General features: G+C 45.4%; 17 protein-coding genes. 7 read left to right on the top strand and 10 right to left on the bottom strand.

Annotated features, from left to right (window positions below; translation table 11 throughout):
- Positions 1-27 precede the first annotated feature (27 nt).
- Positions 28-978: a quinone oxidoreductase family protein gene (locus tag PHILAsVB114_RS01100; RefSeq protein ID WP_095697572.1), complete on the bottom strand. Its 951-nt coding sequence runs from the start codon at positions 976-978 to the stop codon at positions 28-30.
- A complete protein-coding gene (locus PHILAsVB114_RS01095) occupies positions 975-1,928 on the bottom strand; it encodes a 4-hydroxy-3-methylbut-2-enyl diphosphate reductase (protein ID WP_095697571.1) in 954 nt (317 codons plus the stop codon). Before PHILAsVB114_RS01095 ends, PHILAsVB114_RS01100 begins: the two co-directional genes overlap by 4 nt.
- 25 nt (positions 1,929-1,953) lie before the next feature.
- Here PHILAsVB114_RS01095 and xseA point away from each other — a divergent pair, with 25 nt between their 5' ends.
- From xseA to PHILAsVB114_RS01080, 3 genes are read left to right on the top strand one after another with little or no spacing between them, the layout of a single operon-like run.
- Positions 1,954-3,156, top strand: coding sequence for an exodeoxyribonuclease VII large subunit (gene xseA / locus PHILAsVB114_RS01090; RefSeq protein ID WP_095697570.1), 1,203 nt, complete (start codon positions 1,954-1,956; stop codon positions 3,154-3,156).
- A 20-nt stretch (positions 3,157-3,176) separates the two neighbouring features.
- Positions 3,177-3,377 (top strand): exodeoxyribonuclease VII small subunit, encoded by a 201-nt coding sequence (locus tag PHILAsVB114_RS01085; RefSeq protein WP_095697569.1) that lies wholly within the window; start codon positions 3,177-3,179, stop codon positions 3,375-3,377.
- A gap of 2 nt (positions 3,378-3,379) precedes the next feature.
- Positions 3,380-5,035: a fumarate hydratase gene (locus PHILAsVB114_RS01080; protein ID WP_095697568.1), complete on the top strand. Its 1,656-nt coding sequence runs from the start codon at positions 3,380-3,382 to the stop codon at positions 5,033-5,035.
- On the opposite strand, the gene PHILAsVB114_RS01075 is transcribed toward PHILAsVB114_RS01080, so the two are convergent.
- The 6 genes from PHILAsVB114_RS01075 to PHILAsVB114_RS06970 form a co-directional block, all read right to left on the bottom strand.
- The gene (locus tag PHILAsVB114_RS01075; RefSeq protein WP_095697567.1) at positions 5,032-5,613 is read right to left on the bottom strand and encodes an aggregation-promoting factor C-terminal-like domain-containing protein; all 582 of its coding nucleotides are present in this window, start codon (positions 5,611-5,613) and stop codon (positions 5,032-5,034) included. The two genes, PHILAsVB114_RS01080 and PHILAsVB114_RS01075, sit on opposite strands and share 4 nt — an antisense overlap.
- Positions 5,614-5,845: 232 nt before the next feature.
- Positions 5,846-7,159 carry an RNA 5'-3' helicase PhoH2 gene (locus PHILAsVB114_RS01070; RefSeq protein ID WP_095697566.1) on the bottom strand — a complete coding sequence of 438 codons (1,314 nt, stop codon included), beginning with the start codon at positions 7,157-7,159 and terminating at the stop codon, positions 5,846-5,848.
- Positions 7,160-7,162: 3 nt separating this feature from the next.
- Positions 7,163-7,960 carry an isoprenyl transferase gene (locus tag PHILAsVB114_RS01065; RefSeq protein WP_095698642.1) on the bottom strand — a complete coding sequence of 266 codons (798 nt, stop codon included), beginning with the start codon at positions 7,958-7,960 and terminating at the stop codon, positions 7,163-7,165.
- Positions 7,941-8,240, bottom strand: a complete 300-nt coding sequence (locus tag PHILAsVB114_RS01060; RefSeq protein ID WP_095698643.1) for a DUF3817 domain-containing protein — start codon at positions 8,238-8,240, stop codon at positions 7,941-7,943. The genes PHILAsVB114_RS01065 and PHILAsVB114_RS01060 overlap by 20 nt, the downstream gene beginning before the upstream one ends.
- Before the next feature lie 9 nt (positions 8,241-8,249).
- Entirely contained in the window at positions 8,250-8,942 is a 693-nt protein-coding gene (locus PHILAsVB114_RS01055; protein ID WP_095697565.1) for an SURF1 family cytochrome oxidase biogenesis protein, read from the bottom strand.
- A gap of 8 nt (positions 8,943-8,950) precedes the next feature.
- The gene (locus PHILAsVB114_RS06970; protein ID WP_204246807.1) at positions 8,951-9,088 is read right to left on the bottom strand and encodes a hypothetical protein; all 138 of its coding nucleotides are present in this window, start codon (positions 9,086-9,088) and stop codon (positions 8,951-8,953) included.
- A gap of 85 nt (positions 9,089-9,173) precedes the next feature.
- Here PHILAsVB114_RS06970 and PHILAsVB114_RS01050 point away from each other — a divergent pair, with 85 nt between their 5' ends.
- Both PHILAsVB114_RS01050 and greA read left to right on the top strand, forming a co-directional pair.
- Entirely contained in the window at positions 9,174-9,521 is a 348-nt protein-coding gene (locus PHILAsVB114_RS01050) for a DUF4307 domain-containing protein (protein WP_157906132.1), read from the top strand.
- Positions 9,522-9,565: 44 nt separating this feature from the next.
- Positions 9,566-10,042 (top strand): transcription elongation factor GreA, encoded by a 477-nt coding sequence (greA, locus tag PHILAsVB114_RS01045; protein WP_095697563.1) that lies wholly within the window; start codon positions 9,566-9,568, stop codon positions 10,040-10,042.
- Here the strand turns inward: greA and PHILAsVB114_RS01040 are convergent.
- Positions 10,039-10,833: an ABC transporter permease gene (locus tag PHILAsVB114_RS01040; RefSeq protein ID WP_095697562.1), complete on the bottom strand. Its 795-nt coding sequence runs from the start codon at positions 10,831-10,833 to the stop codon at positions 10,039-10,041. The genes greA and PHILAsVB114_RS01040 overlap by 4 nt on opposite strands.
- Positions 10,830-11,786, bottom strand: coding sequence for an efflux ABC transporter ATPase subunit, DrrA-related (locus tag PHILAsVB114_RS01035; protein WP_095697561.1), 957 nt, complete (start codon positions 11,784-11,786; stop codon positions 10,830-10,832). Before PHILAsVB114_RS01035 ends, PHILAsVB114_RS01040 begins: the two co-directional genes overlap by 4 nt.
- A 76-nt stretch (positions 11,787-11,862) precedes the next feature.
- Here PHILAsVB114_RS01035 and PHILAsVB114_RS01030 point away from each other — a divergent pair, with 76 nt between their 5' ends.
- Positions 11,863-13,461 carry an MDR family MFS transporter gene (locus PHILAsVB114_RS01030; protein ID WP_095697560.1) on the top strand — a complete coding sequence of 533 codons (1,599 nt, stop codon included), beginning with the start codon at positions 11,863-11,865 and terminating at the stop codon, positions 13,459-13,461.
- A 66-nt stretch (positions 13,462-13,527) separates the two neighbouring features.
- Positions 13,528-14,688: an MFS transporter gene (locus PHILAsVB114_RS01025; RefSeq protein ID WP_204246805.1), complete on the top strand. Its 1,161-nt coding sequence runs from the start codon at positions 13,528-13,530 to the stop codon at positions 14,686-14,688.

The following is a 14,688-nucleotide window of genomic DNA, read 5'->3' as shown; positions in this document are numbered from 1 at the left end:
ACGTGCAAAAAATGAAAAAGAGAGCGTTTACAACGCAGGGTCGAGGGTAATTTTTCCCATTGTCTGACGTGCAAGCATCGCTTCATGTGCTTGGCGGGCTTGGCTCAATCCAAATGTTGCACCGACAACTGGTTTTAATTTTCCACTAAGAACGAGTGCGAATAATTCTTCGATGACATCGTTGAGTAACGCCTTGTTGCCAAAACAATGTGCCAACCAAAATCCGGTGATGGTCTTTGTTCCACCCATGAGAGATCCTGGATTAATCTCTTTTGCAGCTGTGCGAGAGGCATTGCCATAGGTAATCAAGCGCCCGAATGGTGCCAATATTTCTAAGGATGCATCAAGTGTTTTCCCGCCAACCATTTCGAGTACTAAATCCACTGGCTTGCCACCGTTTGCAGCGAGCATGTCCGCTGCCAAATTCTGCGATGTTGCATCCACAACAGCGTCTGCGCCAAGTTTTGTTGCAAGTGCTGATTTTTCAGATGATGACGTAACTGCAATAACTTTTGCGCCCCACATTTTTGCTAATTGAATTGCAATCGTTCCAACACCACCAGCGGCAGCATGGATGACAACGCTTTCGCCAGCTTTGACGTGGCCAACAGTTTTTAAGATATGCCACGCGGTTGTGCCTTGAACTAACATGCACAGCGCTTGAGCATCAGAAACACCATCTGGAATATCAATCATTACTGCTTTATTGGCAAGAGCTTTTTGTGCATATCCCCCGCCGCTCACAGATGCCAAAACTCTTCGTCCACTCCGTGTTGTCCCGACAACTTCAAGTCCTGGAATCAGTGGAAGTTTTTGTGGTGCTAAGTAACCGTTTTCGATTTGATGAGTGTCTGCATAGTTAATTCCTATAGAAGAGACATCAATTAACTCTTCATGAGCACCAGCAATCGGATCAGCGATTTCGCTAATGGACATTACTTCTGGACCACCAAAAGAGGTGATCTGAATTGCTTTCACTTTCCTGCTGCTTTGAGGTCTTTACGAAGCTCAGGGGGTAAAGAAAAAAGTAGCGTCTCTTCTTTTGCAGTAATGGTTTGCACATCGTTAAATCCACGTTCAGATAAAAACGCGAGAACATCTTTGACAAGGATCTCTGGAACGGATGCTCCACTTGTGAGACCAATTGTTTCCACACCATTTAGCCAGTGTTCCTGTATTTCTTGAGCAAAATCAACCAGGTGTGAAACTTTTGCGCCGTATTCAAGTGCCACTTCAGCTAGGCGAACTGAGTTAGAAGAGTTTTGAGAACCCACAACGATGACAAGATCAGATTGTGGAGCAATTTCCTTGATCGCTTCTTGTCGATTTTGTGTGGCATAACAAATGTCATCACTGGGTGGATCTGAAATTTCTGGAAAGCGCTCTTTGAGTATTTTTACTGTTTCTAGTGTTTCATCGACACTGAGAGTTGTTTGTGACAACCACACAAGTTTTTTTCCAGGGGTAGGTTGCACAGTTCTGGCACCATCTAATCCATCAACAATTTTAACTTTTCCAACTGCTTCTCCAGCAGTTCCTTCAACTTCTTCATGGCCGTGATGGCCAATTAATAAAATTTCGGCATCTTCTGATGCAAATCGTTTTGCTTCGTTGTGGACTTTGGTCACAAGCGGGCATGTGGCATCAATAGTTTTTAGACTTCGAGATGCTGCTTGTTCGTGTACTGCTGGAGATACACCGTGCGCCGAAAAAACCACAGTTTTACCTTCTGGCACTTCATCAGTTTCGTTAACAAATATTGCACCACGGGCTTCTAGTGTTGAAACAACGTGTTTGTTATGGACAATTTCTTTACGAACATAAACGGGTGCCCCATAAAGTTCGAGAGCTTTTTCAACAGTAATAACGGCGCGGTCAACGCCTGCGCAATAACCGCGCGGCGCAGCAAGGAGAATTCTCTTGGCCATAGGCGCAGTCTATTAGGCTCGCCTCATGTTCGAAACTTCAAGTGAGTCTCCAGCGCCAGTGCGCGTGGTCACTGAAGCAATCAAAGATTATGTAGATCGCCTCGGAGCAATTTGGATTGAAGGCGAAATCTCTGAACTCAATGAACGTAGTGGTGGCATGGCTTTCATGCGCCTTAGAGACACAAGTGTTGATATGAGCATCTCTGTCATGTGTCATAAATCAGTTTTGTCTAGCGTTTCACCACTGCCACAAAATGCACGAGTCGTTATGTATGCCAAAGCATCGTGGTACACAAAAAATGGATCACTGACTCTTTCCGCTCGTGAAATTCGTCAGGTTGGAATAGGTGAACTAATGGCTCGTTTAGAAGAGTTGAAAACTCTGCTGGCAAGTGAGGGGCTCTTCGCACTCGAACGAAAAGTTGCGCTTCCGTTGCTTCCAAAGAAAATTGGTTTGATTTGCGGTCGAAATACTGATGCCGAAAAAGATGTTGTTGAAAACGCCAAACGCCGCTGGCCATCTGTTGAATTTGAAATTCGTGAAGTAACAGTGCAAGGCGCTGCTGCAGTTGTTGAAGTTTCTGCAGCCTTATCTGAATTAGAAGCAATGGCAGATGTTGATGTCATCATCATTACGCGCGGTGGTGGTTCCTTTGAAGATTTACTTCCCTTTAGTGATGAATCATTAGTACGTCTTGCAGCCTCGTGCATTACACCGATTGTCAGCGCGATTGGTCACGAAAAGGATTCACCGCTTTTAGACCTAGTGGCAGATGTTCGTGCCTCAACGCCGACAGATGCGGCAAAGAGAGTCGTTCCAGATATTGCAGAAGAGATTGAATTAATCAAAGCGCTGCGCGATCGGGCCAAGCGATTCATACTCTCCCACCTTGACCTTGAAACATCGCGAATTGAGAATTTAACTAATCGCCCAGTTTTGCGTGATCCCATGGTGATTGTGACGAGCCGCGAAGAAATAGTTTCTGGATTACGAGATCGCAGCGTTCGCAGTTTCACATCTCGATTAACTCTTGCAGCCGAAGATCTCACACACGTTCGGGCTCGCGTCAGAGCGCTATCGCCTCAAGCGACTTTGGATCGCGGTTATTCAGTTGTGCAATTAGAAGATGGCTCGATAGCTCGAGATGCCAAGAGTTTGAAATTTGGTCAAAAACTTCGCTTGCGACTTGCAGCCGGCGAGACCAACGCCACAGTTACAGATAAATAAGCAAGGAGTACATTTATCACATGGCTACGGAGAAAAAGCTTTCCTATGAAGCAGCGCGCGAAGAGTTAGCGCAAGTTGTTTCCTTGCTCGAAGCCGGAAGCGCAACCTTGGAAGAGTCACTGAAGTTATGGGAGCGTGGCGAAGAGTTAGCTGGAATATGCCAAGAGTGGCTAGATGGTGCGCGTAAAAAGTTAAGCGCTGCGAAACCCAAAGCAGAATAAAAATGGCACCTGATTTTTCATATAGTGATTTATTGCCACTTGGAAAAGATTCAACTAAGTACCGCAATTTAGGCACTGCTGGGGTTTCCACAGAAAAAATTGGCAACCGAGAAATCCTTACAATCGCACCAGAAGCTATTGAAGCGCTGACTTCAACTGCGATGCACGATATTTCACATTATTTGCGCACTGAGCATCTCGAGCAATTAGCAAGTATTTTAAAAGACCCAGAGAGCTCTCCCAATGATCGTTTCGTGGCCTTAGATCTTTTGAAGAATGCCAATATCTCTGCAGGTGGAATTTTGCCTATGTGCCAAGACACAGGTACCGCACTTGTCATGGCCAAAAAAGGACAAAATGTTTTTACGCAGAGTAAAGATGAAGAGGTTATTTCAAAGGGAATCTATAACGCCTTTACAACTTTGAATCTTCGCTATTCACAACTTGCTCCAGTTACTACCTGGGAAGAGAAAAACACAGGCAATAACTTGCCCGCACAGATTGAAATCATGGCCGATAGCGATCACCCAGATGAATACAACTTTTTGTTTATTGCCAAAGGTGGCGGAAGCGCCAATAAATCATTTTTGTATCAAGAAACCAAAGCAGTGCTTAATCCTGCAAGCTTTATGACATGGCTGGATGAAAAACTTCGTTCAATTGGAACTGCGGCTTGTCCTCCGTATCACCTTGCAATTGTTATTGGTGGCACTAGCGCCGAGCACACTCTCAAGACAGCAAAGTTAGCAAGCACGCATTACTTGGATTCACTACCTACTTCAGGAGATGCCAAAACAGGCCATGGATTTAGAGATATTGAATTAGAAAAACAAGTTCTCGAACTCACTCGCACATTAGGAATCGGTGCACAATTTGGTGGAAAGTACTTTTGTCACGACGTTCGAGTTGTGCGATTACCGCGACATGGTGCATCACTGCCAATCGCAATAGCTGTCTCTTGTTCTGCAGACCGCCAAGCAAAAGCGAAGATCACTAAAGAGGGCGTTTTCATTGAGGAAATGGAGCGAGATCCTGCTCGCTTCTTACCCGATACTCACGATGAACATCTCAACGATGGTGTTGTAAACATCGACCTTAATCAACCAATGGAAAAAATCCGTGCAGAGTTATCCAAGCACCCAGTAAAGACTCGACTATCACTCTCTGGAACCCTTGTTGTGGCGCGCGATTTAGCGCATGCAAAGATTAAAGAGGCGATGGATGCTGGCGCGCCGATGCCTTCTTACCTAAAAGATTTTGCTGTGTATTACGCCGGCCCCGCAAAGACTCCTGCCGGATATGCATCGGGATCTTTTGGTCCGACAACTGCTGGCCGTATGGATTCATACGTCGAGTATTTCCAATCACGCGGTGGTTCATATGTCATGTTGGCAAAAGGAAATCGCTCGCTGCCTGTGACCAATGCGTGTAAAGAGCACGGTGGTTTTTATCTTGGTTCTATTGGCGGACCTGCTGCCAGACTTGCTCAAGATTGCATTAAAAAAGTTGAAGTCCTGGATTATGAAGAGTTAGGTATGGAAGCAGTCTGGAAAATTGATGTCGTTGATTTTCCAGCATTTATTGTTGTTGACGATAAAGGAAATGATTTTTTTGCAGAAACTTCTAAGCCGCTAACAATCGGAAAGAAGCCGCTTTAGTAGTAGTTACTTCTGCGCCATTTGCTAAAGGCCGCGCAAGGTGTGCCATAGCGTTCTGAAATATAAAGTAATCCCCACTGAATTTGGGTAACTGGATTTGTTCGCCAATCTGCTCCGACTTTTTCCATCTTCGTAGCAGGAAGGGCTTGGGCAATTCCGTGTGCACCTGAACGAGGGTTACGTGCCTTGTAATTCCAGTGACTCTCTTTTGTCCATAGGCGATTAAGGCATGTGTATTGATTCTCGCCCCAGCCATATTCAGAGGCCATCATCTCTTTGGCAATTCGCTTAGCCCCGTTTGGTTCGCGAGCAGCTTCTATGAAAAGACTCTTGGCCGAAACCAAGGCGATCTCATGTGAAAAAACTGTCCGTCTGGAATCCAGGGCCGAAGTCAGGGAAGCCGAGATAGAGGTCGCAGTTGAAGGAACGGCGACTAATAAAGGAGTCGCCGCTGGCGATTCCGGAAGAACAAGTCTGGTGGTCATCGGAAATTCAAGACCATAGGCAGTTGGTTGAGCGCTGGTAACGAAAAGTAGGGTCGCCACACTTGCCCAGATCGCAAGCATTGTCTTTCTCATGACGCCCTCCTTACCTGTCTCGATTTCTACCCGCAGCGCCTAAGGCCCTGAAAATTTCAGGGCTCGATGCCAAGGGGAATGGCTTTAGAGTGTCTTGTAGGGGTGAGTCGAGCAACTTAATACGGGCGTGAGTCGCAAATTCATATAAAAGTCGCAAGGTGGGGATAAGTAAAAGCGCAGGTCAGCGCTGGGAAAGTCCGAAATGTCGCAAATGTGAGTGTGAGATTAAACTTTAGCTAGAAATCGGACCTTCCAGCATTTCTGTGACCAGGGCTGCAATCGCTGAGCGCTCTGAGCGGGTCAGCGTCACGTGGGCAAAGAGCGGATGGCCCTTTAAAGTCTCAACTACTGCGACGACTCCGTCGTGGCGGCCGACTCGAAGGTTATCTCGCTGTCCAACATCGTGGGTTAGTACAACTCTTGAGCCCTGTCCGATTCGAGAGAGCACGGTGAGCAAGACTCCGCGTTCTAGTGATTGGGCTTCATCGACGATCACAAATGAGTCATGCAGTGAGCGACCGCGAATATGGGTCAAAGGCAGCACTTCAATTAAACCTCTTGAAATGATTTCATCAATAATCGGTTGGCTAACCAGGGCGCCGAGAGTGTCAAAGACAGCTTGGGCCCACGGCGACATTTTTTCGCCTTCACTGCCAGGTAGATATCCCAACTCTTGGCCACCAACTGGATAGAGGGGGCGAAATATCACAATCTTCTTGTGAGCCCTTCGCTCCATGACCGCTTCAAGTCCGGCACATAATGCGAGCGCGGATTTTCCGGTACCGGCTCGACCACCCATGGAGATAATTCCGATTTCAGGATCGAGTAATAAATCCAACGCAATTCTCTGTTCGGCGCTTCTGCCATGTAGCCCAAAGGCGGTGCGATCTCCACGGACTAATTGCAATCTTTTATCTGGTGTCACTCTGGCAAGGGCGCTGGCGCGATCAGAGTGAAGGACAACGCCTGTATGAATTGGCAACGAATGCGCTTCTTCGTGATCGGCAAAATCTGATGCATATAAATCATCAATCACACCTGAGCCAACACTGAGTTCAACGATCCCAGTCCAGCCACTATTTGAAACTAATTCGGCTAAATACTCTTCTGCTTCAACGCCGACTGAAGATGCCTTCACACGAAGTGGCAAATCTTTTGTGACTAGAACGACGTCTTTGCCATCTGACATCAAGTTTTTTGCAATAGCCAGAATGCGTGAATCATTTGTGCCATCCCGTAAGAATCCGTGAGGCATTGAGCTCAGGTCTGTGTGGTTTAACTCAACTGAGAGAGTTCCGCCCTCTGCATTAATTTTAATTTCTTGATCGAGACGACCGTATTTCAAGCGAATGTCATCGAGTGAGCGAAGTGCTGCACGCGCAAAATATCCCAATTCAGGATGATCGCGTTTTGTTTCTAACTCACCAATAACAGTGATGGGAACTACAACTTCATGTTCGGCAAAGCGAGCCAGGGCCCCCGGGTCTGCAAGTAATACGCTGGTATCTAGAACATATGTCTTTCGCCCTTTGTTACTAGCAGTCAATCGTTATCCCCCGAATCGCCTATGTCGCAAAGAATAGGCTCTGAGGGCTCTAAAAAAATCGACACGACGAAAGTCTGGCCAATAAGCTTCACAAAAGTAGTACTCAGAAAGTGCGCTCTGCCACAACAAGAAGCCACCGAGTCTTTGTTCACCAGATGTTCTAATTATTAACTCAGGATCTGGTTGGCCTGCGGTGTATAAGTACTTGGAAATTTCATCTGAGTCCAAAGCCGCTGTGGCATCACTCAAGCTCTTGCCTTGATCGGCGCTGGTTTGTAAGTATGTTTTTACCGCATCAACAATTTCTCGACGCCCACCATAACTAATTGCCACATTTACTTCCACGCCATCGTTTCTAAATGGTTTGAGATCAGTTAACTTCTTGGCTAACCACTCTGGCAGCAAATCCAGCGCTCCCACAGCCTTGATGTTCCAACGCTTTGTGGCAGCCAGGGCATCGACTGTTTCACCGATGATTCGAAGCAGCGCTTCTAGTTCTTCTTCTGACCTTTTGAAATTATCTGTTGAAAGCAGCCATAGAGTGACAACACGAACTTCTGCTTCATCACACCAGCCTAAGAATTCAATAATCTTTTCAGCGCCCGCTCGGTGACCTCTGGATGAATTTGTGACACCAATATCTGTTGAATCTAATTGATTGGCTTTTGCCCATCGCCTGTTTCCATCCAGAATTACACCGACGTGGTGTGGGGTTTGCGAAAAATCTAGAGCACGAACAAGTCTCCACTCATAGAGTGGATAGAGTGCAGATTTAATTAATTTACGAGAACTGCTTAACAACACGGCGCTCCGCAATCAGAGAAGCAACTGGAAGAGTTCCGGCCAAGATAAATCCAATCATGCGCTTGAGTGGAAAACGTGCCACCGCTGCAAACTGGATTGCAGTCAAAATATAAATTGGATAGAGATAGCCATGAACTATTGGTACCCATCGCACGAGATCTACAAGTGATGGATTATCAAGCAGGTATTTAGCAGGCATATAGCCAAACCATAAGAGAAGTGACATAACTCCAGCAATAATCGCCATCACTCTAAATCGCATTAATACACCGCTCATATTTGCCTCCTAGTGCGCAACTCTACGACGATATATCGGAAGGTAAAGAACCACCGCCGCCATGAGCCACCAAACTACAACATATGAAATATGTTGCCAATAAAAGCCAGGTATTCGAGCAGTCCGCATCTCTGGCGTTACTCGTGCTCGAGAAATATCACCATCACGTAATTTTTCATCCACTGCTATGACATATCCGTCATAGAGATCTAGATCTGTCAGCCCAACGATGACGCTGCTATCAAGTCTGGAAATCACACCGGCAGAGTTCAGCGCTCGATCTTCATTTTGATGTGCTCGCAATATTCCAGTCAGTTCTATTCGATTCGACATTGAAAGTTGTGGCTCATTTAATCGCTCTGACCACAAACCACGAACTACCAATATTGCCGCAGTCGTATCGACTTGCATCAGTGCAACTTCCCAATCATTGACAACACCTGTGCCATCTACTTGATTGGGAGCTTTAAAATTTGCCACATAGAAACCAGAGGCACTAATTGTTTTGCTATCTACTGCGGTGTCTAGGGCAGTGCGTGGTTTGGCAAGAACTTGTAGCGCCACCGGCGCTGTTATCGCAGGGGCCGGAGCATTGAGAATGATCTTTAAATCGCGTGCTCGATCTAATTGCCATAACCCGAGTCCAACAAAAACCGCAGCGATAAGAACAAGGGCTGTGTACTCAAAAAACTTCTTAACCACAGGAGAATTTAACTCTGTTCTTCGTCTTTACTTTTTTGTAATCTGTTAAATCGTTTGTAGAAATTGCGAAGTAATAACACGACCGCAACTGTTAAGAAAATCATCGTTAGAGAGCCTGCAAGGCCCATATCAACACTTTTTTGCATGTATAAATCCTCTCACTTTCCACGATAATCTGTGCACATGAATTCAACGGGGTCCTCAGAATTCTCATACGAGGATAGGTATGGGGTGCGAGCATCTAAAGGATGGAAGTTGCCCGCAACACTTATTGCCATTGTCGGAATCATCTGGATTTTCTGGGCAGGTTTGTATCAAGCAAAACCCGAGTTTCGAACCACACTTATTTCTTTCTCCGTGCTCTCTGATGAAAAGGTTTCAATCAGATACGCAGTTCAACGAAATGATGCAAGCTCTGCGGCTACCTGCACATTGCAGGCAAGAGATATTAAGAAAAATATCGTGGGCGAAATCGAGGATGAAATCACCCCTGGCCTTGCAAAATTCGAACGCATTACAGAGGTTCCTACGCGTAGCGCTGCAGCCACAGCGATCGTTGCACGCTGCCGAGTGAAATAACTCAATTCACAATTACTGGAGCATTCGCTACCGTTACTCCCCTTATGACTACTCAGACGTGGCTCACCCAAGAAGCAGCTGATCGTTTAGCTGCTGAATTGGCGCACCTTGAAGGCGAAGCGCGCACAGAAATTATTAAAAAAATTGAAGCAGCACGCGCCGAAGGTGACTTAAAAGAAAATGGTGGCTACCACGCTGCACGTGATGAGCAAGGCAAAATTGAAGCGCGTATTCGTCAGCTCAAGCAGATGTTAGAAAATGCTCACATCGGAACTCCACCGGCTAGCGCCGATGGTGTCGTTGGTGCGGGAATGGTTGTCACAGCAATTGTGGCTGGAGATGAAACTAAATTTCTACTCGGTTCGCGCGAGATTGCATCCGGTGACCTAGATGTTTATAGCGAGAAATCTCCACTTGGCTCTGCTGTGATGGGCGCCAAAGTTGGAGAAAACGTTTCATATACCGCACCCAATGGAAAAACTATTTCAGTTCAAATCAAGCACGCAGAGAATTACTCTTAATTACTCGCGTTCTGATATTTCTTCACACTCATCGGCACAAAAATAATCATAATTATTGCCATATAAATAAGTGACATCGTCAGCGGATTCTCACTGGGAAACGATCCTGCCGTCGCGCCAAATTCATTTTCAAGTCCAAAGAGTTGGCGACAAGCAGCAACCATCGTTGAAACTGGATTCCATTCTGCCACGTATTGAAGTGGTCTTGGCATTCCCGTTGTTGGCGCGAAAGCATTTGATAAAAATGTTAATGGGAAAGTAACCAAGAAGCTTACGTTTTGAACTACGCGCGCATCTCGTGCGGAAAGACCAATGTAAATACCAACCCATGAAAGTGCGTAACCAAAAAATAGTAAGAACAAAAAGGCCAAAATAATGCTAAATACGCCAGAGGTTGGACGCCATCCCACAACGAAACCTGCAATACCCATCACGGCAAGTACGACGATGTTAAGTAATGAATCACCGAGTGTTCGCCCAAGGATGAGAGCAGAACGCGCGATTGGAAGTGATCTAAATCGATCTATTAAACCCTTTTTCATATCTTCTGCAAGACCAGAAGCTGTTGCAGCCAATGTAAAGGCTACTGTCTGCACAAAGATTCCAGGCATTAAGAGTTGAACGTAACCACCTGGTTGTCCTGTTTCAATGGAGCCACCAAATACATATCTAAAGAGTAAAACAAACATCACCGGCTGAATTGTTGAAAAGATTAAAACTTCAGGAACGCGAGCCAACTGAAGTAGTTGGCGCTTTGTAATAACTATTGAATCGCTAATGGCGTTCATTATTTCACTTCCTCTACTTCTGCAGCATGACCAGTAAGAGACATAAATACATCATCAAGGGATGGACGCTTTAAACCAACATCGAGGGCGTGTATTCCTTCAGAGTCCATAGAACGCAATACTTCCATCAGCGCCATGGAGCCTGTTGAGACAGGTGCTGAAATTCTGCGAAGTCCTTCATCCAGGCTTGCTTTATTTCCGCTGACGCGAGCAACTATTTCTAAAGTCTTGGATATGTCTGCGTGATCAACAACAACTTCTAAGCGCTCTCCGCCGACCTCTCTCTTTAGGGCATCTGATGTGCCACGCGCAATAACTTTTCCATGGTCAATAACAACAATGTCATCTGCAAGTTGATCTGCTTCTTCCAAGTACTGGGTTGTCAAAAGTAAGGTCACTCCGCCTTTAACTAACTCTTCAATGACGCCCCACATTTCCTGACGACCACGAGGATCCAATCCAGTCGTTGGTTCATCTAGAAATAAAACTTTAGGTTGCACAATCAGTGATGCTGCTAAATCCAAGCGGCGACGCATTCCGCCCGAATAAGTTTTGATCGGCCGCTTTGCACTATCAGTTAAAGAAAATCGCTCTAGTAATTCATCTGCACGTTTAATAGCTGCTTTTTTATTCAAGTGATACAAACGACCGAACATGACTAAGTTATCCCAGCCGGTCAACGTTTCATCTACTGCTGCATACTGGCCTGAAAGTCCAATAATCTGCCGAACTTTTTCAGGATGCTTAATTACATCGATTCCGCCCACTGTTGCGCTTCCGGAATTGGGAGTGAGCAGCGTTGCAAGAATTCTCACAGTTGTAGTTTTACCAGCACCATTTGGACCAAGCACGCTTAAAACAGTGCCTTCTTCAACATCAAGGCTCAAACCATCAAGTGCTTTCACATTACCTTTGTTATAGGTCTTCACCAGATTGTCCGCGATTACTGATTTCACGGAGTAAACTTACCGCTATTGCAGATGACTTTGCCACATACAAAGCAATGTAAATAATGATTTGAAAGGCTTTTAAATGAGCAATGCTCCGACGAAAGAACATACACACCGCGAAATTATGGTCATCCTTGGTGGGCTAATGACCGGCCTACTCCTTGCAGCACTCGATCAAACCATTGTCTCTACGGCGCTAAAGAGTATTGTCGAAGATTTCAATGGTTTAAACCATTACACATGGGTTGTCACTGCTTACTTATTGACCTCAACAGCTTCAACGCCTTTGTACGGAAAAATCTCTGACATTTATGGAAGACGCGTTGTTTTCCAATTCGCAATTGTTACTTTTCTTATCGGATCATTCTTAGCTGGTGCTTCACAAGATATGACCCAGCTCATCGCAACTCGTGCACTTCAAGGTCTTGGTGCTGGTGGATTAATGGCACTGACATTTGTGATTATCGGAGACATCGTTCCTCCACGTGAACGTGGTCGCTATCAAGGTTATTTCGGTGCAGTGTGGGGACTTTCTTCCGTTGCCGGTCCACTACTTGGTGGTTTTTTCTCTGATCACGCAACCATTCTTGGTATCACTGGATGGCGGTGGATTTTCTATATTAACTTGCCATTTGGAATTGCTGCGCTGCTTATTACTTCTGCAGTGCTTCATATTCCAAAAGTTAAGCGCGAGCATAAAATCGATTATCTCGGCGCTCTTCTCATGGTTGCTGCAACAGTTTCAATTCTCCTTACCGTTTCAATTTACGGGCCAGAACATGGTTGGTTAGATTCACGAACTATTGCTTACTTCATTGCAGGTATCGTGCTTGTAATTCTCTTCATCTACTGGGAATCAAAAGCACAAGAACCAATCTTGCCGCTTGAGCTATTTAAAAATCACACGTTCACATTAACCTCTATTTTGGGTGCAGTTATTGGCGCAGGAATGTTCGGGGCTATTGTCATGTTGCCTCTGTACTTACAGGTAGTTAAGGGAGCTTCTGCTACTGAAGCAGGGCTTAAATTAATTCCTCTCATGCTCGGAATTGTTTCAACTTCAATCTTTAGTGGAAAAGCAATTTCAAAATCTGGTAAGTATAAGAAATTCCCAGTTATGGGAACAACCCTGATGACCATTGGTATTTTGCTTATGGTCACACTCACTCGCGAAACACCGTTCTGGCAGTTATCGATTTTTTCAATTCTGGTCGGCGCAGGGCTTGGGCTTTCAATGCAAACAATTGTTATTGCGCTTCAAAACTCTGTAGATTTTAAAGATATGGGTGTTGCAACAAGTTCGAATACATTCTTTAGATCACTCGGTAGCGTTTTCGGTACCGCACTATTTGGAAGTATTCTGACAAATCGTGTAACTCATTATTTACAATCAGGTTTTACCGAGCTGGCTGCTACAAATCCATCCGCGGTTTCCGGTTTCGACCCAGAAAAATTAAAGCAACTTTCTTCAAATACGGCAGTTCTCAAAGATCTTCCAGTAGTTGTACAGAACACCGCACTCGATGCATTTGTGAACTCTTTCCACGTGGTTTTCCTTGCTGCAGCTCCTGTTACAGCTCTTGGAATTATCTTTGCTCTAATGCTTCGAGAAGTACCTCTTCGCACAAACAAAGATTATGCAGCCGCTCGTGAAGAAGCCGCTGGCGAAGCAGTCGGATAACAATTGACTAATAAGTTTAAGAATGGCTTCACCAACCCTTTTGCGGAGTTTCCGCGAGAGGTTGGTGTGCTTGTCTTTGCTTCATTTTTTGTAGCAGTTGGATTCGGAATTATCGCACCGACTATTCCACTCTTTGCTAAATCTTTTGGTGTTAATAATGCTCAAGTGGGTTCGATCATTTCTGCATTTGCCCTTGCTCGCTTTGCTTCAGGACTAATCTCTGGAAAATTCGTTGATAAATTTGGTGAGCGATTGGTCTTTACCGTCGGTATCGCATTCGTTGCCCTCTCCTCTTTTGCCGCAGCGCTTGCTCAGTCATACGAACAGTTATTAATTTTTAGAGCTGCGGGTGGACTCGGTTCTTCAATGTTCTCTGTTGCTGCAGGTTCAATGCTTTTGCGCGCCGTCAGCGATGATCAGCGGGCACGTGCACAATCTTTATATAACGGAAGTTTCTTAGTCGGCATGATGGCTGGGCCTGTCATTGGTGGGTTTTTAACTGCAATTTCTTTGAGAGCGCCTCTTCTTGTTTATGCCGCTCTGCTTGTAGTTGCTAGTGTCGCCGGTGGCTTCTTACTTCGTAACTCTGTTCTAGCTGCCAGACCGACAGAAAAATCTATTGTTGTTAAAACATCAATCCGTGATGCACTAGCTATGAAGCCTTATGTGATTGCACTGATGATCTCTTTTGTAACAGCGTGGGTTCTCTTCGGGATGAGTCGTTCGGTATTGCCACTATTTATGGTTGAAGACATGAAATCATCTGCAGGATTTATTGGAGTTGGTTTTACAATTTCAGCTGTAGTTCAAGGGCTTTTTTTACTCAAAGCCGGAGGGCTTTCAGATAAGCGTGGTCGAAAATTCTCTGCTATCTCAGGTCTCATACTGCTTGGAACCTCAGTTGTTCTTCTCGTTCTCACCTTTCATCCTTGGATCTTTCTACTCTCTATGTTTGTTGGCGCCTTTGGTTCGGCTTTTCTTTCAACAACTCCAGCAGCAATTGTTGGCGACGTATTAAGAGGCAAGGGCGGGCAAGTAATTGCGCTCTATCAAATGTCTGGAGATGCTGGCGCAATGATTGCGCCAATAGCACTTGGCTTCATCGCCGATCATTATGGTTTCAGAGCAACATTCGCAATTAGTGCATTACTTGTCTTCTTAGTAATTGCTGTGGCAACAAAATTGCCCGAGACGCGCACTTCGCATCTCGGGCAATCTAGTAAGTAA

The organism is Candidatus Planktophila limnetica (genome assembly GCF_002288365.1).
Taxonomy (GTDB): domain Bacteria; phylum Actinomycetota; class Actinomycetes; order Nanopelagicales; family Nanopelagicaceae; genus Planktophila; species Planktophila limnetica.
Note: the sequence above shows the minus strand (reverse complement) of the source record. Positions and strands in the feature narration are given on the sequence as shown.

What these genes read in the sequence shown, in the direction of transcription:
- PHILAsVB114_RS01095 (WP_095697571.1), bottom strand. Translation starts at nt 1,928, where the DNA reads ATGGCCAAGAGAATTCTCCTTGCTGCGCCGCGCGGTTATTGCGCAGGC.
- xseA (WP_095697570.1), top strand. Translation starts at nt 1,954, where the DNA reads ATGTTCGAAACTTCAAGTGAGTCTCCAGCGCCAGTGCGCGTGGTCACT.
- PHILAsVB114_RS01085 (WP_095697569.1), top strand. Translation starts at nt 3,177, where the DNA reads ATGGCTACGGAGAAAAAGCTTTCCTATGAAGCAGCGCGCGAAGAGTTA.
- PHILAsVB114_RS01080 (WP_095697568.1), top strand. Translation starts at nt 3,380, where the DNA reads ATGGCACCTGATTTTTCATATAGTGATTTATTGCCACTTGGAAAAGAT.
- PHILAsVB114_RS01075 (WP_095697567.1), bottom strand. Translation starts at nt 5,613, where the DNA reads ATGAGAAAGACAATGCTTGCGATCTGGGCAAGTGTGGCGACCCTACTT.
- PHILAsVB114_RS01060 (WP_095698643.1), bottom strand. Translation starts at nt 8,240, where the DNA reads ATGAGCGGTGTATTAATGCGATTTAGAGTGATGGCGATTATTGCTGGA.
- PHILAsVB114_RS06970 (WP_204246807.1), bottom strand. Translation starts at nt 9,088, where the DNA reads ATGCAAAAAAGTGTTGATATGGGCCTTGCAGGCTCTCTAACGATGATT.
- greA (WP_095697563.1), top strand. Translation starts at nt 9,566, where the DNA reads ATGACTACTCAGACGTGGCTCACCCAAGAAGCAGCTGATCGTTTAGCT.
- PHILAsVB114_RS01030 (WP_095697560.1), top strand. Translation starts at nt 11,863, where the DNA reads ATGAGCAATGCTCCGACGAAAGAACATACACACCGCGAAATTATGGTC.